At 46.5% G+C, this 20,596-nt stretch carries 23 protein-coding genes; all 23 read left to right on the top strand.

All coding sequences use genetic code 11. From position 1 onward, the window contains the following. Positions 1–4: 4 nt before the first annotated feature. Entirely contained in the window at positions 5–1,021 is a 1,017-nt protein-coding gene (gene fliG / locus WJQ40_RS00320; RefSeq protein ID WP_118797603.1) for a flagellar motor switch protein FliG, read from the top strand. After that, positions 1,014–1,859 carry a FliH/SctL family protein gene (locus WJQ40_RS00315; RefSeq protein ID WP_262573479.1) on the top strand — a complete coding sequence of 282 codons (846 nt, stop codon included), beginning with the start codon at positions 1,014–1,016 and terminating at the stop codon, positions 1,857–1,859. The genes fliG and WJQ40_RS00315 overlap by 8 nt, the downstream gene beginning before the upstream one ends. Before the next feature lie 20 nt (positions 1,860–1,879). Next, a complete protein-coding gene (gene fliI, locus WJQ40_RS00310) occupies positions 1,880–3,196 on the top strand; it encodes a flagellar protein export ATPase FliI (RefSeq protein WP_317246617.1) in 1,317 nt (438 codons plus the stop codon). A 5-nt stretch (positions 3,197–3,201) separates the two neighbouring features. After that, positions 3,202–3,657, top strand: coding sequence for a flagellar export protein FliJ (gene fliJ, locus WJQ40_RS00305; protein ID WP_337404010.1), 456 nt, complete (start codon positions 3,202–3,204; stop codon positions 3,655–3,657). 3 nt (positions 3,658–3,660) lie between these two features. After that, entirely contained in the window at positions 3,661–4,542 is an 882-nt protein-coding gene (locus WJQ40_RS00300; protein WP_262573474.1) for a hypothetical protein, read from the top strand. Between the two features lie 81 nt (positions 4,543–4,623). Next, positions 4,624–6,015: a flagellar hook-length control protein FliK gene (locus WJQ40_RS00295; RefSeq protein WP_337537520.1), complete on the top strand. Its 1,392-nt coding sequence runs from the start codon at positions 4,624–4,626 to the stop codon at positions 6,013–6,015. A gap of 26 nt (positions 6,016–6,041) precedes the next feature. Then, a complete protein-coding gene (locus WJQ40_RS00290; RefSeq protein ID WP_337537519.1) occupies positions 6,042–6,764 on the top strand; it encodes a flagellar hook capping FlgD N-terminal domain-containing protein in 723 nt (240 codons plus the stop codon). 35 nt (positions 6,765–6,799) lie between these two features. Then, positions 6,800–7,195, top strand: coding sequence for a TIGR02530 family flagellar biosynthesis protein (locus tag WJQ40_RS00285; protein ID WP_262573470.1), 396 nt, complete (start codon positions 6,800–6,802; stop codon positions 7,193–7,195). An 82-nt stretch (positions 7,196–7,277) separates the two neighbouring features. Further along, positions 7,278–8,633: a flagellar hook-basal body complex protein gene (locus tag WJQ40_RS00280; protein ID WP_337537518.1), complete on the top strand. Its 1,356-nt coding sequence runs from the start codon at positions 7,278–7,280 to the stop codon at positions 8,631–8,633. A gap of 115 nt (positions 8,634–8,748) precedes the next feature. Then, positions 8,749–8,934 (top strand): flagellar FlbD family protein, encoded by a 186-nt coding sequence (locus tag WJQ40_RS00275; protein WP_118797609.1) that lies wholly within the window; start codon positions 8,749–8,751, stop codon positions 8,932–8,934. Between the two features lie 20 nt (positions 8,935–8,954). Further along, the gene (locus tag WJQ40_RS00270) at positions 8,955–9,752 is read left to right on the top strand and encodes a motility protein A (RefSeq protein ID WP_337537517.1); all 798 of its coding nucleotides are present in this window, start codon (positions 8,955–8,957) and stop codon (positions 9,750–9,752) included. Next, positions 9,745–10,551 carry a flagellar motor protein MotB gene (locus WJQ40_RS00265; RefSeq protein ID WP_118797610.1) on the top strand — a complete coding sequence of 269 codons (807 nt, stop codon included), beginning with the start codon at positions 9,745–9,747 and terminating at the stop codon, positions 10,549–10,551. Before WJQ40_RS00270 ends, WJQ40_RS00265 begins: the two co-directional genes overlap by 8 nt. A gap of 20 nt (positions 10,552–10,571) precedes the next feature. Further along, the gene (locus WJQ40_RS00260) at positions 10,572–11,084 is read left to right on the top strand and encodes a flagellar basal body-associated FliL family protein (RefSeq protein WP_118797611.1); all 513 of its coding nucleotides are present in this window, start codon (positions 10,572–10,574) and stop codon (positions 11,082–11,084) included. Positions 11,085–11,129: 45 nt separating this feature from the next. After that, complete coding sequence (fliM, locus tag WJQ40_RS00255) at positions 11,130–12,110, top strand: flagellar motor switch protein FliM (protein ID WP_118797612.1); 981 nt, start codon at positions 11,130–11,132, stop codon at positions 12,108–12,110. Between the two features lie 6 nt (positions 12,111–12,116). Further along, positions 12,117–13,466: a flagellar motor switch phosphatase FliY gene (fliY, locus tag WJQ40_RS00250; protein ID WP_337537516.1), complete on the top strand. Its 1,350-nt coding sequence runs from the start codon at positions 12,117–12,119 to the stop codon at positions 13,464–13,466. A 20-nt stretch (positions 13,467–13,486) separates the two neighbouring features. Beyond that, positions 13,487–13,849, top strand: coding sequence for a response regulator (locus WJQ40_RS00245; protein WP_118797614.1), 363 nt, complete (start codon positions 13,487–13,489; stop codon positions 13,847–13,849). 1 nt (position 13,850) lies between these two features. Beyond that, positions 13,851–14,219: a flagellar biosynthetic protein FliO gene (locus tag WJQ40_RS00240; RefSeq protein ID WP_118797615.1), complete on the top strand. Its 369-nt coding sequence runs from the start codon at positions 13,851–13,853 to the stop codon at positions 14,217–14,219. A gap of 42 nt (positions 14,220–14,261) precedes the next feature. Then, positions 14,262–15,101: a flagellar type III secretion system pore protein FliP gene (gene fliP / locus WJQ40_RS00235; protein ID WP_337402819.1), complete on the top strand. Its 840-nt coding sequence runs from the start codon at positions 14,262–14,264 to the stop codon at positions 15,099–15,101. Positions 15,102–15,118: 17 nt separating this feature from the next. Next, a complete protein-coding gene (fliQ, locus tag WJQ40_RS00230; RefSeq protein ID WP_118797617.1) occupies positions 15,119–15,388 on the top strand; it encodes a flagellar biosynthesis protein FliQ in 270 nt (89 codons plus the stop codon). A 3-nt stretch (positions 15,389–15,391) separates the two neighbouring features. Then, positions 15,392–16,174, top strand: coding sequence for a flagellar biosynthetic protein FliR (gene fliR / locus WJQ40_RS00225; protein WP_118797618.1), 783 nt, complete (start codon positions 15,392–15,394; stop codon positions 16,172–16,174). Positions 16,175–16,186: 12 nt separating this feature from the next. Beyond that, positions 16,187–17,299 carry a flagellar biosynthesis protein FlhB gene (flhB, locus tag WJQ40_RS00220; RefSeq protein ID WP_337537515.1) on the top strand — a complete coding sequence of 371 codons (1,113 nt, stop codon included), beginning with the start codon at positions 16,187–16,189 and terminating at the stop codon, positions 17,297–17,299. A 22-nt stretch (positions 17,300–17,321) separates the two neighbouring features. Continuing rightward, complete coding sequence (gene flhA, locus WJQ40_RS00215; RefSeq protein ID WP_337537514.1) at positions 17,322–19,355, top strand: flagellar biosynthesis protein FlhA; 2,034 nt, start codon at positions 17,322–17,324, stop codon at positions 19,353–19,355. Next, positions 19,352–20,584, top strand: a complete 1,233-nt coding sequence (flhF, locus tag WJQ40_RS00210; RefSeq protein ID WP_262573460.1) for a flagellar biosynthesis protein FlhF — start codon at positions 19,352–19,354, stop codon at positions 20,582–20,584. The genes flhA and flhF overlap by 4 nt, the downstream gene beginning before the upstream one ends. Positions 20,585–20,596 lie beyond the last annotated feature (12 nt).

Here is a 20,596-nt window from a genome sequence, read left to right as displayed (position 1 = left end):
CAATATGAGCAGATATCCGGACGATAAGATGTCAGGTGTACAGAAGGCAGCGATCCTTTTGATCGCCCTTGGACCAGAGAGGTCTTCTTCTATATTTAAGCATCTGAAGGAAGACGAAATTGAAGAGCTGACACTTGAAATTGCAAATACACGGAGTATTACGCCGCAGATCAAGGAAGACGTGATCAACGAATTCTATGAGATCTGTCTGGCACAGCAGTATATCGCAGAAGGTGGTATCGGTTATGCCAAGGAAGTCCTTGAGAAATCACTTGGTGCAGATAAGGCAATGGATGTGATCGGCAAGCTGACAGCGTCCCTGCAGGTAAAACCTTTCGAATTTGTGCGGAAGACAGATGCTTCCCAGCTGCTGAATTTCATTCAGGATGAGCATCCTCAGACGATCGCCCTGATCCTGTCCTATCTGCCGGCCGGACAGGCAGCGATGATCATATCAGCACTGCCGCCGGAGCGGCAGTCCGATGTGGCAAAGCGTATTGCCATGATGGACAGAACAAGTCCGGATGTGATCAAAGAGGTGGAAAAGGTGCTGGAATCCAAGCTTTCGTCACTGGTCAACCAGGATTACACGATCATTGGCGGTGTAGACGCAGTGGTAGATATCCTGAACACGGTAGACCGTGGAACGGAGAAGCATATTATGGAAACACTGGAGATCGAGGAGCCGGAGCTGGCGGACGAGATCCGGAAGAAGATGTTTGTATTCGAGGATATCCTGCTGCTTGATGACAGGGCAATCCAGAGAGTTCTTCGTGATGTGGACAATAATGACCTTGCCCTTGCACTTAAGGGCGCTAATGAGCAGGTGCAGACAGCTATCTTCAACAACATGTCCAAGCGTCTTGCAGTTATGATCAAGGAAGACATGGAGTTCATGGGTCCTGTCCGTATGAAGGACGTGGAAGAGGCACAGCAGAAGATCGTAAACATCATCAGAAAGCTGGAGGATTCTGCCGAAATTGTTATTTCCAGAGGCGGAGGAGACGAGATCGTTGTTTAAGAATTTGTATAAATCCGGACTGATCCATATGGACAGTGAGGACAAACGTATCATAGACAATAATGCACTGGCTGAAAAGAAGCTGGATAAAGTACTTCACAGTGCTTCTTTTCAGAGTACTGCTGAAAGCAGTGCGCAGGAAATATCAGGAGAGCCAGAGGATACAGAAGTGGTAGATGCGCTTTTGAATGACACTGGTCCTGATTCCCAGGAAGAAGAAAAAAATGCGCTGAAGCAGGAAATCGAGGAAGCCAGGAATGAGCTTGAAAAGATCAGGTCACAGACGGATGAGATGATCGCACAGGCGAAGGAGCAGACTGCGGAGATCCAGAAAAAGGCCTATGAGGAAGCCAGAGAAGACGGCTACCGGGATGGGGAACGCCAGGGAAGGCAGGAAGCAGAGGCTGTAAAAGCGGAATACCAGCAGAAGCTTAAGGAGCTGCAGGCTGCCTTTGAAAAGGAAGAACGGGAGCTGGAACCCCGGTTCATTGAGGCACTGACAGGAATTTATGAACATATATTCAAAGTCGATCTTTCAGACTATCATGAGCTGGTGACCACACTGCTTTGTAATACCATGCAGAAGATCGAAGGGTGCAGGAATCTCCTGATCCATGTATCCGGAAATGATTATAAGAATGTGAAAGAAAATAAGGAACGGCTTCAGAAAGAGGCGGGTGGAAGCACAGTATCTGTTGAAATTGCAGAGGATAAGACACTTTCTGCCGGACAGGCCATGATCGAAACAGAAAACGGAGTATATGACTGCAGCCTGGATACAGAGCTTTCTGAACTTACGAGGAAGCTGAAGCTCCTTTCCTATGAAGCTTTGAAGTAGAGGTTTTAAAAGAAGTGGGACTGACCATTGATTGGGATAAATATAACAAGGTACTGCAGGAAGACCTTTTCAAGGTAAGAGGAAGGGTTGTAAATGTGGTAGGTCTGACGACAGAGTCGAAGGGACCCCAGGCAAAGCTGGGAGATATCTGCCTGATCTCCTCCCGGAATGGAGGAACAGAGGAAAAGCCGGTTCAGGCGGAGGTTGTCGGCTTTAAGGAAGGAAAGGTCCTGCTGATGCCCTATGATAAGGTAGAGGGGATCGGACCGGGAAGTGTCGTAGAGAATACAGGGCATGCCCTCACAGTAAAGGTATCAGAGGAGCTGCTTGGAAAAACACTGAACGGCCTTGGCAGGATGGAAGGGGAGCAGCTGCATGGCGGCATTGACTACCCGGTAGAAGCACCACCGCCGGATCCTATGAGCCGTAAGATCATCTGTGATGTACTGCCGCTTGGTGTGAAAGCAGTAGATGGACTGATCACAGTCGGCAAGGGACAGCGTATCGGGATCTTCGCAGGCTCCGGTGTTGGCAAATCGACCCTTATGGGTATGTTTGCCAGAAATACAAAAGCAGATATCAACGTCATTGCACTGATCGGAGAACGTGGACGTGAGGTGCGCGAGTTTATAGAGAGGGATCTCGGGGAAGAGGGCATGAAGCGGTCAGTGGTCGTGGTTGCCACATCCGACAGACCGGCGCTTGAAAGAAAAAGAGCAGCCCAGACTGCGACTGCGATCGCAGAGTACTTCCGGGATCAGGGAAAGGATGTCCTTCTGATGATGGACTCCCTGACACGTTTTTCCATGGCACAGAGGGAAATCGGGCTGGCGAGCGGTGAGCCGCCGGTATCCAGGGGATACCCGCCAAGCGTATATTCTGAAATGCCAAGACTGTTAGAACGGGCAGGCTGTTCGGACAGGGGATCTATTACAGGACTGTATACCGTGCTTGTAGACGGTGATGACTTTAATGAACCGATCACAGATACAGCAAGAAGCATCCTGGATGGTCATATCATGCTGAACAGGAAGCTGGCCCATAAGAATCATTATCCGGCTATTGATGTGCTGCAGAGTATATCAAGATGTATGAGCCAGATTGCAACAAGGGAGCATAAGCAGCTGGCCGGCAAACTGAAGAATGTCATGGCAACCTATAATGAGGCAGAGGATCTGATCAATATTGGCGCTTATAAGGCGGGGAGCAATCCTGAGATTGACTATGCGGTCAGCAAGATCCAGGAGGTAAATGCCTTTCTGCAGCAGGATGTCAATGACAAATTTACCTTTGAAGAAACGATACAGCTGCTGGAGCATATTTTTGAAGGATCCTGATAATTATGGCAAAGTTTATTTACCGGATGCAGAGCATCCTGGACATCAAACAGAAGCTGGAAGAACAGGCCAAAAATGAATTTGCAAAGGCAAGACTGCAGCTGACGCTGGAGGAAGATAAGCTGCAGAAGCTGAAGGAAAGAAAAGATGCTTATGTGGAAGAAGGAAGAAAACTTCAGGAAAGTGGACTGAATGTAAGAGATATCCTGGAAAACCGGGATGCCATAGAGAATATGAAGAGGCTTATCACAGCCCAGCAGAGGGCTGTGGAAAAGGCGGAAAAGGTGCTAGAGGAGGCCAGGGAAAAGCTGACGGAAGCAATGAAGGAAAGCAAAACCCAGGAGAAACTGAAGGAAAAGGCCTTTGAAAGCTTTATGAAAGAAGAAAATGCCAGAGAATCCAAGGAAATTGATGAACTGGTAAGCTACACCTATGGACAGAAAAGAAACAGTGGAGAATAAAATATGCCGTTGGATGATGAAATGACACCGGATGACGCCAAAACTGAAAAAAAGCGTCTGAAGGATGAAAAGAAAAAACTGAAAAACGAGCAGAAGGAGCAGAAAAAGCTGGCCAGGCAGAAGGCGAAGGAAATTGCAGGACGTGAGGCTGAGCTTGAAGAGGACGATGATGGAAACCAGGGATCTGTATTTGCAGTTACCTTTGTGATCGTGCTGATCTGGGTAGCGATCCTGTGCCTGATCGTCAAGCTTGATTTTGGCGGATTCGGAAGCAACGTGCTGACACCGGTTTTAAAGGATGTGCCGGTCTTAAATCTGATCCTGCCAAAGAATACAGATGTTGCCGTGGATGAGAGCGACAGCGGCTCTTACGGAGGCTACGACAACCTGAAGGACGCCGTAGATTATATCAAGGAGCTGGAGCTGGAGCTGGAACGTGCCAAGTCGGCAGAGACGACCAGCACAGATGAAGTAAAGGAGCTTCAGGCTGAGGTAGACAGACTGAAGACCTTTGAGGACAGCCAGGTAGAGTTCCAGCGGATCAAAACAGAGTTTTACGAAGAAGTAGTTTATTCGGATAAAGGACCGGGGATCGAGGAGTATAAGAAGTATTACGAGGAAATCGATCCTGCAGCCGCAGAGTACCTGTATAAGCAGGTCGTACAGCAGACGGAAGAAACAGACGAAGTCAAGAATTATGCCATGGCCTATTCGTCCATGAAGCCCAAGGAAGCGGCAGCTATCTTTGAGGCAATGACGGATAATCTGGATCTGGCTGCCCGCATCCTGAATGCCATGGAAGCGGAAGACAGAGGAAAGATCCTTGGCGTCATGGATCCTGAAGTGGCAGCTAAGCTGACCAAGATCATGGATCCTGAATCTTAAGAAAACGCCTGTTTTTACCGATATATTTTTTGTACCTTGATAAAAAGTCTGAAGGGACTAATAGAGAATGGAGGAATGTGAATGACAAGCACACCTGTAAGAAGCTCAGACTCTCTGATGAATCTTGTGGGAAAGACAGCGCAGACAACATTCTCAGGTATCAAAAATGCAGGAGGCACAAGCTTTGGTGATGTCATGGGAAAGACATCTGGCAGCGATGAAACAGCTGCTGCAGCGCAGAATGTGAAGAAAACCGGAAATACGGGAGAGTCCATCAGGGACAAACTTGGATCAGCCGGTAAGAGCACACAGACACTGAAGCCAAAGAATGGTGTAAAGGAAGAAAAGGACACCGGTGCTCTGGAAGATGCAGTGACAAAGGCAGGACAGGAGCTGGCAGCCAGTGTGGCCAGGGAGATGAACGTATCAGAGGCAGATGTTGAGGCTGCCATGGACGAACTTTCTCTTACACCGGCAGATCTGTTAAATGCAGAGAACCTGACTGAGCTTATAGTAGCACTTTCAGGGGCAGATGACTCCATGGCTCTTCTGACAGATGAAGGTCTGTATGATAACGTACAGAATCTTCTGATGCAGCTTTCCGATGTGAAGGAGGGACTGATGGAGGAATTTTCCTTAAGTCCGCAGGAGCTTACGCAGAGCCTTGCAGAATTGCAGGAGATACCTGAACAGGTGACAGAAAATGTCACAGGAATGAAGAACACAGAAAACGCAGTGCCGGAAGAAAATGTACGGACTGCAGATGTTCCGGAAGAAAGCGCCAGAATGGATGGGACTATAACCATTCAGAAGGAAGGTATGACAGAAGAAGCAGTTTCTGAAAAGCATACCGGAGAACATACATCCCACGAGGATGGAAAACAGGAGACTGGAAGCAGAGGACAGCACATGGGAGAAGCAGCCCCGGTGCATAATAATGTTCTTTTGCAGAAGGAAACAGAAGCACCCCTGCAGATGCAGGAAAGTGCAGCGTATGCGGAAAGCAGTACGCAGACACAGGAGATCATGGATCAGATCATGGATTACATGAAGGTGCAGTTAAAGCCGGAAATGGATCAGCTGGAAATGCAGCTTCATCCGGAAACACTGGGAACACTGAAGATCCAGCTTGTGTCAAAGGGCGGTGAAGTGACCGCACATTTCCAGGTACAGAATGAAAGTGTAAGGGCAGCGATTGAAAGCCAGATGACAGTTCTTAAGAATACCCTTGAAGAACAGGGTGTGAGGATAGAAGCTGTAGAGGTGACTGTAGAGAGCCACGCATTTGAAAGCAATCTGTACAAGGGACAGGACAGAGGAAATGAAAACCTCTATCAGGATAAGAAAAAAGCAAGAAGACGTCTGAATCTGAATGCCTTATCGGATGATTTCGAGGAGACGGCAGAGGAAGAGGAGCGTCTGGCAGCAAGCATGATGAAAGCAAATGGCACGACGGTAGATTATACCGCATAGGACGTGCAGAAAGGAGTACATAACAGATGGGCGTCAGCGCAGTAGTTAAAAATGGTGAGATCCAGGAAACCGCATCCCAGTCTTCCGTCAAGCAGGCCACCACATCCAAGAATGGAATGGATAAGGAAGCGTTCTTACAGCTTCTGGTAGCACAGATGAAATATCAGGATCCCCTGGAGCCTACCTCAAACACGGAATATATTTCCCAGTATGCAACCTTCTCACAGGTAGAGCAGATGCAGAATATGTCAGCTACACTGGAATTATCAAGGGCATCTTCCATGGTAGGAAAGCAGGTACTGATTAAGACAACGGATTCTGCCGGAAATACCAAGGAAGTACAGGGCATGGTTGAGTACGTGAAGTATGAAAACAACAAGGCATATGTTTCTATTGATGGTACCTTATATTCTATCGATGATGTGTCTGCAGTGATAGGCCAGGATTATCAGGATGCAGTTGATCTGGCACAGCTGTTTATTAAGACACTGTATGACCTGCCGGATGTTTCTGAGCTCACGCTGGAGCATAAGGACAAGGTTGAGACTCTCCAGAAGGCTTATAATGCCATGACAGATTACCAGAAGAGCTTTATCCCGGAAAGTGATGTGAAAAAATTGCAGAGCTATATAGACAGGATCACGGCACTTAAAGAAGAGAATAAGACTGAGAACGGCGATAAGACAGAAGGCGGAGAAGGGTCTGAAGGAAAGGATCCTGCAGGCAAGGATACTGAGAAAACCGAATAACAAGGATGCAGATTCCACTCATGGAGGAGAACAGGATGAAAGTGCAGGATAGTGGATTCCTTTCCCTCAGACAGGTGCAGGATCAGTACCTTTCCGGAACCGGACAGTTAAAGAAGGGGCAGGAAAGGAACGGTGTTTCCTTTCAGGATATCCTGAATAACAAGCAGGAGGAAACACAGACAGTCAGATTTTCCAAGCATGCGGCAAGCAGGCTGGCAGATCGTCAGATCGAGCTTTCCAGAGGGCAGCTTGACAGACTGCAGGAGGGAACTGAAAAAGCACAGCAGAAGGGAATTAAGGAGTCATTAGTGCTGGTAGACCAGCTGGCATTTATTGTTAATGTTCCGAGCAGCACCGTAGTGACTGCCATGGACAGACAGGATGCCACAGAAAACATTTTTACAAATATTGATGGAGCCGTTATTATTTAAACAGCCGGACCTTACGGGGGCTGATGTTCCTGACTGACAGAGGGAACAGAAGCGGCTTACACTAAAGGAGGTCATTTTTCCTATGATGAGATCATTATATTCTGGTGTTGCGGGTCTTAAGACCCATCAGACCAGAATGGACGTAATTGGTAATAATATTGCAAACGTAAATACCACAGCTTACAAATCACAGTCTATGACATTCAGTGATCTGATGTATCAGACCACACAGGCTGCATCCGGTGCCAATCCGACAACCGGAGTAGGCGGTACCAACGCAAGGCAGATCGGTCTTGGTGCCAAGACAAGCGCGATCAAGACAGCGATCACAACCCAGGGTGCTTCCCAGACAACAAACGATCCCTTTGATATCATGATCACCGGGGATTCATTCTTCATTGTAAACAACGGACAGAACAATTATTTCACCAGAGACGGTTCCTTCTACGTGGATGGCGCTGGAAATCTGGCAATGACCAGTACCGGATACAATGTTATGGGCTGGCAGGTAGATCCTAACGATGCATCTGCGATCAAGCAGGATACCGTATCTGCTCTCCGGGTCATGACAACAGAAAACATGACATATCCTCCGGAGGCGACCAAGTCAGCAAGGATTTCCGGTATCATTGATAAGAATGATACTAATATCAATGCCAAAGCCGGAAAGATCATGAACCTGGAGTTCTATGATAATCAGGGCTACAAATATACAGCAAAGCTGAGTGTGCACTCCACAACAACAGATGGAACCTTTACAGTACAGCTGGATGATATCCTGGATTCCAAGGGAAAGACGGTGCTGGCTGACAAGACAAAGGCAAGCCTGCAGCAGAAAGGCGCAAATCTTACTGATACTTTTCTGGAGTTCAATACCACAAACGGTTCCTTTAAAAATGTGGGAACAGCAGGAGGAACAGAAAGCACACTGACGCTGCACTTTGATACGGGAACCTTCCCGAGCTTTACTGATATCACTATTGATTTTTCAAAATGCTCCAATCTGAACAACAACGGTTCCTCCACTGTTTCTCCGATCCGCGGAGATGCCAAGGGAAATGGCGCCGGACGTAAGGTAGGGGAAATGAGCGGGATCGAAATCCAGAAGGATGGAATGATCTATGCAAACTATGATAATGGCTGCTCCAGACTTCTTGGACAGATCGCAGTAGCAACCTTCGCAAATGCGTCCGGTCTTGCCAAGGAAGGGGATAACCTCTATTCTGCAACACAGAACTCTGGTGATTTCGATGGTATCGGAACAGATATCACAACGGGCGGCGGCTATATGAATACCGGTGTCCTTGAGATGAGTAATGTGGATCTTTCTTCTGAGTTTACGGAAATGATCACAACCCAGCGTGGTTTCCAGGCAAACAGCCGTATCATCACCGTATCAGATACATTACTCGAGGAGCTGACCAACCTGAAACGATAAGACAGACAGTAAGGGGCTGACAGCAGCATAGACAGCTGTCAAAGCAAAATTTAAAACAGAAATTCTGGGGGAACCGGGAGCCGGTTCCTTCAGATGTTTTGGAGGAAAAGCAGCAGTGATAGAGGTAACTAAGATCAATGGGACTAAAGTATTAGTAAATCCGGATCTGATCGAAGTTGTTGAAGAAACACCGGATACTGTGGTATTCTTTACCACGGGCAGAAAAATAATTATAAAAGAAAGTAGACAAGAGATAAAAAATCTTGTAAAATCTTATAGAAAGGAAATTTTTGCACATTAACGCAAAAACAGGTATTAATCGTGGATTTAGCGTCTCTCTTAGGGCTGTTATTATGTTTTGGAATGTGTGCCTTCGGTATGATACAGAGTGCCGGCCTTGCACATATTAACCGTTATCTGGATCTGCCGTCAATGATCATCACATTTGGCGGTTCATTCTTTGCGATCCTGATGGGATCGACACTGAAGGATTATATCGGCGGACTGAAGAGCTTTACCCTGATCTTCAAGGCTCCTGATCTGGATGCGAAGTCCATGATACAGAAGATCATAGATCTTTCCAATGTTGCCCGTAAGGAGGGATTGCTTTCCCTGGAGGAGGCAGCAGGGGATCTGGATGATGATTTCATGAAAAAGGGCATCCTGCTTATTGTGGATGGTACTGATCCGGATCTTGTAAGAGGAATTATGGAAACGGAGCTGATCAGTATTGAAGACCGCCATAAGAAGAATATTTCCTTCTGGGAGGATCTTGGAGCCATGGGTCCTGCCTGGGGTATGATCGGTACCCTGATCGGTCTTGTAAACATGCTTTATGAAATGGATGATCCTTCAGCTATCGGACCGTCCATGGCGGTAGCACTTATCACGACATTGTATGGATCCCTGCTTGCAAACTGGATCTGTACACCTGTTGCAAGCAAGCTTAAGACAAATAACTCGGGAGAGATCATGATGAAGGAGATCATGATCGAAGGTCTTCTTTCTATTCAGGCAGGAGAGAACCCGAGAGTCATAGAAGAGAAGTTGAAGTCCTTCCTTTCACCTGGTGACAGGATCATGCAGGAGGGTGACAACGGAGGTGAAGAGAATGGCTAAGAGGAAGCAGGAAGAACCGCCCAAGGGCGCCCCTGCGTGGACGTCGACCTTTGGTGATCTGATGAATCTTTTGCTGTGCTTCTTTGTAATGCTGTTTTCCATGTCTACCATGGATGCCCAGAAATTTGAACTGCTGGCAGCGTCCTTTAATCAGACGTTCAGCATATTTTCGGCAGGTGCATCTGCAATTGGTGACGGACTTCTGATCTCAAATGGTGTCAGCCAGCTGAATGAGCTGGATAATTATATTAACAGCACTGGCAGGGATGCGGAAGGAAATGTGATCCCGGATGATCTGGAATCAGCAGCAGATGCCATGGAACAGGCGAAGCTGGAAGCTTCTGAGGAGCTTGCAGAGAAGATCAGCGAGACGCTTCAGGAAAAGAACCTAAATAGTGAGATCGATGTGGAATTTACATCCCAGTATGTGCAGCTGACACTGAATGGAGCGATACTCTTTGACTCCGGAAGTGTCAAGCTTAAGGAGGAAGCACTTCCTATCATGAACCAGGTGGGACTTATTTTGCAGAAGTACAGTCCTGGTGTGATTGAAATAGAAGGACATACGGACAATGTGCCGATGTCCGGAGCGAAATACTCCAATAATGATGAGCTTAGTGATGGACGTGCACTTTCGGTATTTTATTATCTGGTGCAGAACACCACACTGGATCCGGCGATGATCAAGCACTCTGGCAGAGGGGAATATGATCCTGTTGCTGATAACTCTACCGCAGAAGGAAGAGCGAAAAACAGACGGGTCGAGATCAAGATTTATAATGAACTCAGCTCTTACTGATATAAAGGGGACTATAAACAATGAAAAAAAATCTGATATCTATCGTAATTCTTGCACTTCTGATTGTAAATGTCGTGCTTTCCGCTGTGACACTGATAAGTGTGACCGGAACCAATAAGAAAACGGCAGCACTTGTGGGAGATATCGCAGCAGCGATCTCCATAGATCTTGGAGAGGATGGCAGTGAAGAAGAACAGGAAACAGTTCCTATGTCAGATGTTGTAACATATGATATTGCAGATCTGACGATCCCTCTTGAAAGTACAGATGGTGATACGGCGAACCATGTTGCTGTGATTACTGTGACCTTTTCCATGAATTCGAAGGACAAGGATTATAAGGCATATGGTGATCTGAGTACAAGAGAAAGCCTGATCAAGGGTGAGATCAATGATGTTGTTTCTTCCTATACGCTGGAGGATATCAAGGTCAGCAGCAGCGAGGTGGAGCAGCAGATCCTTGAAAGAGTACAGAAGATGTTTGACTCCAAGTTCATATTTAATGTAACGTTGAGCAGTGCACTTTATCAATAGCACACAGATGTGGGACTGAAGAATGGATGAAGGAGGTGAGCTTCTGTGGGCGAGGTACTGTCTCAAAGTGAAATAGACAATCTGCTGGCTGCACTCAGCACCGGAGAACTGGATGTTGACCAGATGCAGGAGACAGGAGATAAACAGGTTAAGGACTATGATTTCAAGAGACCTGCGAAGTTCTCCAAGGAGCATCTGCGGACACTTGAAATTATTTATGAGCATTATGGAAGACTGCTGTCGACCAATCTTCCGGTTTATCTGCGGAAGAATATACAGGTGTCGGTGAGCAGCTCTGAGACTGTTACATTTTCGGAATTTACTAATTCGCTTTCCAATCCGGTCATTTTGGGGATTGTAGATTTCCAGCCGCTGAATGGAGATATTATCATAGAACTGGCATCCAATCTTGGATTTGCCATGATAGACAGAATGCTTGGCGGACAGGGACAGCCGCTTGATAAGGCCAGGGACTTCTCAGAGATAGAGATGATCATTCTGGAAAAGCTGATGGTTGTCTGTATGCAGCTGATGAGGGAACCATGGAAGAATGTCATTGATATCAATCCGGTAATGGAGAGGATTGAGACCAATGCACAGTTTGCACAGGTGATCGCGCCAAGTGACATGATCGCGATCGTAACGATGAATGTCAAGATCGGAGACGTGGAAGGACATATGAATGTCTGTCTTCCCTTCTTTACGCTGGAAGATGTCATGGACAAGCTGAATACGAAGTACTGGTTTTCTACCATGCAGAAGGAAAGCACTGAGAATTACAGTGAAAGTCTGGAAGCTATGCTGAAAAGGGTAGATGTTCCTGTCAGGGCTGTACTTGGAAAGAGCCTTGTATCAGTGAATGATTTTATAAACCTGCAGCTGGGAGATGTGATCAGGCTGGGAACAGGAGTTGCTTCAGAAATGGATGTATATGTAGGAAATATCAAGAAGTTCACGGCACTTCCTGGTTCAAACGGTGATAAATATGCTGTTCGGGTCATGTCGGTGATCAGAGAGGAGGAGTAGGAACGCATGGATGGAATGTTATCGCAGGATGAAATAAATGCACTACTTAGTGGGATGGATCTTTCCAAGGGTGCAGATGGCGATACCACAGCGGATCCTGCAAAGACAGGAGATGCCGGGGAAGCAGAAAATGCTGCAGCAGATGACAGTACGAAAACAGAAGGTGCAGGTACTTCGGGATCAGAGATCAAATCAGATCCGATTGATGAAAACCTGTTAAGTGATACAGAGAAGGATGCTATTGGAGAGATCGCCAATATCAGCATGGGGTCTTCTGCAACAACACTGTATTCGCTGGTAAACAGAAAAGTGAATATTACAACCCCAGTTGTTGAACTTGCAAACTGGGATACGGTGACTAGGGATTATCAAAGACCGTGCGTCTTTATTCAGATCAGATATACATCAGGACTTGATGGCTCCAATATTATGATACTCAAGGAGCATGACGTTAAGGTGATCACAGACCTGATGATGGGAGGAGATGGAAGTAATACAGATGGTGAACTCGGAGAGCTACATCTGAGTGCCATTTCCGAGGCGATGAACCAGATGATGGGATCAGCGGCCACTTCCATGTCAACGATGCTTGGGAAAATGATCGATATCAGTCCCCCGGAAGCAACCAGGATCGATCTGCAGGATTTTAAATTTGGTGGAGACATTGCAGATTTCCTCTCACATACTTTTGTAAAGATTTCTTTCCGGATGCAGATCGAAGATCTTGTAGACAGTACGATCATGCAGCTTTATCCGATAGAATTTGCGAAGAGCCTTTATGAAACATTTATATCCACGCAGGATTCCGCACCGGCACCAGCCACTGCACCGGCACCAGCCACTGCACCGGCAGCACCGGAACCAGCGCCATATGTGCCGCCGACAGCAGCTGCTCCGGCAGGAAGCGTGAATCCACAGATGGGCACACAGCAGATGGGTGCGGCACCTGGCTATGGAATGCCACAGATGGGCATGGCACCTGGCTACGGAATGCCGCAGATGGGTACGATGCCCGGCTATGGAATGCCACAGATGGATATGAGCCAGCAGCAGAGCATGAATATTCAGCCTGCACAGTTCCAGAACTTTTCCAGTGCCACAGGACAGGGGCAGATGCCAGGTCAGGAGAATATCGGCCTGATCATGGATGTACCGCTGGAGGTTACCGTAGAGCTTGGAAGGACGAAGAAATCCATTGCCGAGATTCTGGATTTTGTACCGGGTACGATCATCGAACTGGACAAGATCGCCGGAGAGCCGGTAGATGTGCTGGTAAATGGAAAATTTGTAGCTAAAGGTGAAGTAGTAGTAATCGAAGAGAGTTTTGGTGTCCGCGTAACGGAGATCATTAAATAGAAAAGTATAGGAGAAAAGTTATGGCAAAGAATATTTTAATTGTAGACGATGCAGCATTCATGCGTATGATGATTAAGGACATTCTGACCAAAAATGGTTATAATGTTGCCGGAGAAGCAGAGAATGGAGCAAAGGCTCTTGAAAAATACAACGAGCTGAAGCCCGATCTTGTTCTGATGGATATCACGATGCCGGAGGTAGATGGCATTCAGGCACTGAAAAATATCAAGGCAGCAGATCCTTCTGCACAGGTTATCATGTGTTCAGCAATGGGTCAGCAGGCAATGGTTATTGAGGCTATCCAGAGTGGAGCCAAAGACTTTATTGTAAAGCCGTTCCAGGCAGATCGTGTACTGGAGGCAGTAAAGAAGGTAGTAGGATAATATGCTTCTGACAGGTATGGACAGAACGGATGGGTTTTTACAGTTTATGACAGTACTGATCCTGTTCGTCTTTGTCCTTGCGGTCACCTGGCTGACTACGAGATGGATCGCAGGGTACCAGAAGACAAAGGCAGCAGGGTGTAATCTTGAAGTGATTGAGACCATGCGGGTTACCGGAAATAAATATCTGCAGATTGTACGTGCAGGTGAAAGATATCTGGTCATTGCAGTGGGAAAAGATGAAATTCATATGCTGGCTGAATTGTCCAGAGAAGAGATCCAGTTCCATGAAAATGGTAACGGACAGAATCTGAATTTTGGTGACATACTGGAAAAGTTTAAAAAACAGAACGCAAAAGAGGATGACTGAGTTTTGAACCGCATGAAAAAGTTTTTCCATGCAAACAGAATAATGAAAATCATATGCCTGCTGCTGACGGTGGGCATATTGTCTATTATCCCTTCTTCCAGTGTATATGCAACAGAGGTGGATTCCCACCTTACGGGCAGTACAGAGGAAAGGACGAATATTGAAGAACCGGGAACGGCCAGCACTCCTGACGAGCTTTCGGAACTGAATATTGCCAATACGATGACAGTTACCTATAATAATGGAAACGGACAGGTGAGTGGATCCTTAAGGATTCTGATCACACTGACGCTGATCGCACTGGCACCAACCCTTCTGATCATGCTTACCTCTTTTACGAAGGTACTGATCGTTCTGCATTTTACAAGGTCGGCTTTAAATACCCAGACAGCGCCTCCGAATCAGGTGTTGATTGGGTTAGCTTTATTTCTGACCTTTTTTATTATGCGTCCTTACATGACACAGATCTATGAGGAAGCGGTTGTCCCCATGGAGCAGGGGGAGATCGACCAGCAGGAATTTTTGGAAAGAGGGATCCAGCCACTCAGGGAATTTATGTATAAGCAGACACAGACAGAGGATGTGGATGTATTTATGGATATCAGCGGTGACAGCTGGGAGAGCGGGGCGCTGGATGATATTCCGTTATCAGTGCTGGCACCGGCCTTTATGGTGGGGCAGCTAAGGGAAGCGTTTATCATTGGCTTTATTATTTATATACCGTTTATCGTGATCGATATGGTGGTATCATCAGCATTGATGAGTATGGGTATGATGATGCTGCCGCCTACAACGATATCCATGCCGTTCAAGATCCTGCTGTTTGTACTCGCAGACGGATGGAATCTGATCATAGTGAATCTGGTTAGGACATTCAAATGATGGAAGGAGCATAAGCAATGAGTATTGATGACGTTACGGCAATTGCCAGCGATGCCCTGTTTCTTGTGATCAAGGTATCAGCGCCGATTCTTCTGGTGTCTTTGATCGTGGGGCTTCTGATCAGTATCTTTCAGACAGTAACATCGATCCAGGAACAGACACTGACCTTTGTACCCAAGATACTGGCAGTCTTTCTGTCCATTATCGTGCTGGGAAACTGGATGCTTACGCAGATAACAGAATTTATGAACAGACTGTGGTCTAATTTCAGTCTGTATACCAGGTAGGATATGATAGATTACAGTTTCAGCTATGGTGATCTTGAATTATTTCTTCTTATTTTTGTCAGGGTTGCCAGCTTTGTCTATATTGCACCATTCTTCAGCATGAGTAATACGCCGTCAAGAGTGCGTGTGGGACTTGCTTTTTTTATATCGGTTCTGTTATATCAGACAGGACCGGAGCAGGAGGCTGCATATGATACACTGACAGGATATACCATTATTGTTATGAAAGAGGCAGTAACCGGATTCCTGATAGGCTTTGGAGCCAACCTCTGCACGGCGGTAGTATCCTTTGCGGGGCAGATTGCAGATATGGAGATGGGGCTTTCCATGGCCAGTCTGTTTGACCCTGCTACCAAACAGCAGACGACGATTACCGGTGTATATTACAATTATATGGTATTGCTTCTGCTCATGATCTCCGGCATGCACAGATATCTGCTGAAAGCACTTGCTGAGACTTATGAACTGATTCCCATTAATGGAGCGGTGTTCCATGACGATGCACTGCTGCAGGCACTGATCACCTTTATGGGAGATTATATTATCGTAGGCTTCAGGATCTGTCTGCCGATCTTTGCAGTGATGATTATCCTGAATGCTGTGCTTGGCATTCTTGCCAAGGTGTCACCGCAGCTGAATATGTTTGCAGTTGGTATCCAGATGAAGGTGCTGGTGGGTTTCTGTGTGCTTTTTGTAACAACGGCGATGCTGCCGGATGCGGCAGGCTTCATTTACGAACAGATGAAGCGTATGGTTGTCAGCTTTGTCAGGGTAATGAGTGCATAAAAGGAAAGCTCTATGGTTTTAGAATATAATCTGCAGTTTTTTGCAAAGGATGGACCAGGCGGGGAAAAGACAGAAGAGCCTACCGCCAAAAAACTGGAGGATGCCAGAAAAGAAGGACAGGTAGCCAAAAGTAAGGAGATAGGAAATGCTTTTGGACTGCTTGCCATGTTCATACTGCTAAAGGTATATGTGGGAAGTCTCGGGGAAAATATGGTAGACTGTTTCTCCGGTATTTACAACCAGATCCCGGATGCAATCACCATGTATGGAGGAAAGATCCCGGTAGCAGCGCTTTTTGTCCTGCTCCATACGGTCATCCTGAAGATGCTTCTGATGCTGGCTCCTGTTTTTCTGATTGGAGTAGTAGTTGCAGTTGTATGTGATGTGGTACAGGTTAAGTGGAAGCCTACCAGCAAGCCTCTGCAGCCAAAGTTCAGCAAGCTCAATCCCATATCTGGATTTAAACGTATTTTTTCAGCAAATGCACTGATCGAGCTTCTGAAATCCATAGCTAAGATCGGCATTATATGTTATGTTGTCTACAGCTACATGAAGGATAAAATAGCAGGTGTTTTTCTACTGTATGATATGAGCCTCAATCAGGCGATTTCGCTGGTGGGAGAAACTGCCATTGATGTGGGGATCAGGATCTCTGCTGTCTATATGGTGATCGCTTTTCTGGATTATGCATATCAGAAGCATAAGTTTAAAGAAGACATGAAGATGACCAAGCAGGAAGTCAAGGATGAGTATAAGAATCAGGAGGGAGATCCACAGGTCAAGGGTAAACAGAAGCAGAGGATGCAGGAAGCGTCCAGAAGACGTATGATGCAGCAGCTTCCGGAAGCAGATGTGGTCATTACCAATCCGACTCATTATGCGGTGGCGATCAAATATGATCCTGATAAATACGATGCGCCTTATGTCATAGCTAAAGGAGAGGATTTTCTGGCACAGAAGATCAAGGAGATCGCCAGAGAGCATGATGTGGAGATCGTAGAGAATAAGCCGCTTGCCAGAATGCTGTATGCTAATGTGGATATTGGGGGACTGATCCCACCGGAGCTTTATCAGTCGGTGGCAGAAGTACTTGCGTTTGTATATCATCTGAAGGGTAAAGCATAAATAAAAGGAAAGGAGAAAAAAGATGAAGAAACAGGATCTGGCAGTTGCAGCATATCTGGTTGCAGCCTTTGTAATGATGATCATACAAATCCCGAGCTGGCTTCTCGATATTCTCCTTGCCTGTAATATAGCTCTTGGTTTTACGATCCTGTTTACGGCAATGTTTGCCAAGGAGGTTCTGGATATGTCATTCTTTCCGACCATCCTTCTTTTCACCACGATATTCAGGATCGCCCTGAATATTTCTTCCACAAGACTGATTCTGACAACGGGGGATCCTGGTGAAGTGGTCCAGACCTTCGGTAATTATGTCGGAGGCGGTGACCTGATCGTAGGTGCGATCGTTTTCCTGATCCTTATCATTGTCCAGTTTATGATCATCAATAAAGGTTCTGAACGTGTGGCTGAAGTAACAGCACGTTTTACTCTGGATGCCATGCCCGGTAAGCAGATGGCGATCGATGCGGATCTGAATACCGGTGCAATCAATGATGCAGAGGCCAAGAGAAGAAGAGATAAGATCCAGGAGGAGGCAAGCTTCTTTGGCTCCATGGATGGTGCTGTGAAGTATGTAAAGGGAGATGCCACGGCAGGTCTTATTATTACTGCAGTCAATATTGTGGGCGGTATTGCCATGGGAGTCCTGAGACGTGGAATGGACTTTAACAATGCGTTAAATACCTATACGATCCTGACAATCGGTGATGGTCTGGTCAGCCAGATCCCGTCTCTGCTGATCTCTCTGTCAACAGGTATTCTGGTAACAAAGGGCTCAAAGGATGCCGATTTTGGTGCAGTGCTGATCAGACAGGTGTTTGGAATACCCAAGGCATTATATATAGTAGGGATCATTATCTGTACCCTTGGTATCGTGACTCCTTTCCCGACACTGATCTTCCTGACTCTCGGACTGGTATTCATTGTCTGTGGCCGTGTGATCGCCGGAGAGATTGAAACAGCCAGGATTGAGAATGAGGTAGACGAGGAGGAGATCGCAGCAGAGGAGATCAGGCAGCCTGAAAATGTCAACAGTCTGCTGCAGGTAGATCCTATTGAGCTGGAATTTGGGTATGGCATCATCCCCCTTGCTGATGTGAATCAGGGTGGTGATCTGCTTGACCGTGTAGTCATGATCAGAAGACAGATCGCACTTGAGCTTGGTACTGTAGTGCCGATCATCAGACTGCGTGACAATATCCAGCTGAACCCGAACCAGTATATTATCAAGATCAAGGGAATCCAGGTTAGTGAAGGTGAGATCCTGTTTGATCATTATATGGCCATGAATCCCGGTTATGTAGAGGAAGAGATCACAGGTATCCCTACCTTCGAGCCATCCTTCCATCTGCCGGCTATCTGGATCACAGAGGGACAGCGGGAAAGAGCAGAGAGTCTTGGCTATACCGTAGTAGATCCGCCGTCCATTATAGCAACGCATCTGACAGAGATCATCAGACAGCATATTTCAGAGCTCCTTACCAGACAGGATGTACAGAATCTTGTTAATAACCTGAAGGATACCAATCCTTCACTGGTTGAAGAGCTGACACCAAAGCTGCTTGGCCTTGGCGAGATCCAGAAGGTGCTGCAGAATCTCTTAAAGGAGGGAATTTCCATCAGGGATCTGCTCACTATATTTGAAACACTGGCGGACTATGCACCTTCTACAAGGGATACAGATATTTTGACAGAGTATGTGAGACAGAGCCTGAAGAGAGCAATCTCCAGCAAGTTCTTCCCAGCTAATGAAACCACCAGTGTAGTGACGCTGGATCCGAAGCTGGAGCAGGAGATCATGGCAAGCGTAAAGCAGTCAGAGAACGGTGCATATCTGACGCTGGATCCCGAAAAAACGAAGGCGATCATGAAGAGTGTTGGGGATGAGATTGCCAAGCTGGAAAACCTGGGCAAGAATCCGATCATTGTAACATCTCCCATTGTAAGAATGTACTTTAAGCGTCTGACTGAGGATTATTACAGGGATCTGATCGTAGTATCCTATAATGAGATAGAGAATAATGTTGAACTGCAGTCGGTAGGAATGGTGACAGCATGATAATAAAGAAATTTCAGGCAAAAACAGAAAATGATGCAGTAGAAGCTGCAAAAAAAGAACTGGGAAGCGCAGTCGTGATCATGAATGTGCGCAAGGTAAAACGGAAAGGACCTTTTGGATTCCTGCTTCCACAGCTGACAGAGGTCACGGTGGCTCTTGAAGAAGAAAGCGAACAGAAGGTGCAGTCACTGCGAAAGAATACAGACACCCAGAATGGTAATGCTGTAAAAGCAGAGAAAACAGCAGAGAGCCGGCATGTGGCGGAAGGAGATCCTCAGGGACAGAAGGATTTTGAAAAGCAGCTGGAAAACAGTGTGATCGAAGAGAAGCTGGACAGTCTGCACAGTCTTCTGGAGCAGCAGCTGAAAAAGCCTGAGGAAGAAACAGAAGAAGCGCCAGAAGAAGAGATAAAGGAAGATGAAATGTCCCGATTTATCAAACTGGTATACAATACCATGCTGGATAATGAAGTGGATGAAAAATATGCAAACCTGATCATTGATGAGATGGAGAAGAACAACAAGCCGGGAACACCGTTTGATCATGCGCTGGCGGATGTCTATCAGAAAATGATACTGAAATTTGGAAATTCACAGGAACTGACAGAAAGCCAGAAGGGACCAAAAGTTGTGTTCTTTATCGGACCGACCGGTGTTGGCAAGACAACAACCATTGCCAAGATCGCAGCAGAATATCAGCTTGATAAAAAAAAGAAGGTAGCTCTTCTGACAGCAGATACATACAGGATCGCTGCGGCTGAACAGCTTCGGACGTATGCCGGTATTCTGGAGGTACCCTTCAGAGTCATTTATTCCGCAGAAGAGATCAGCCAGGCAGTCCGCGATTTCCAGGATTATGATTATATCATGGTGGATACAGCAGGACATGCCCACCAGAATGAAGATCAGAGAGAGATCATAAAGGGACTGATCCATGCAGCAGATGGACTGACAGATACAGATGTATTCCTGGTTCTTTCTGCTACAACAAAATATAATGACCTGAAGAAGATCGTGGATGCTTACCGGGAGGTAACTGATTACAGACTGATCTTTACCAAGCTGGACGAAACAGAGGAACGGGGTAATATGTTCAATATCAGGCTTTATACAGGAGCAGAGATCTGCTACGTTACCTGCGGACAGAATGTACCGGATGATTTGGAAAGCTTTAATCCACAGAAAACAGTAAAGCTGCTGCTTGGCGGCAGAAAAGACGCAAGAAAGTAATGAGCCCGGAAA

The organism is Suilimivivens sp. (genome assembly GCF_037359455.1).
GTDB lineage: Bacteria > Bacillota > Clostridia > Lachnospirales > Lachnospiraceae > Suilimivivens > Suilimivivens aceti.
The sequence above is the reverse complement of the archived record's forward strand: the minus strand, read 5'-3'. Positions and strand labels throughout refer to the sequence as shown.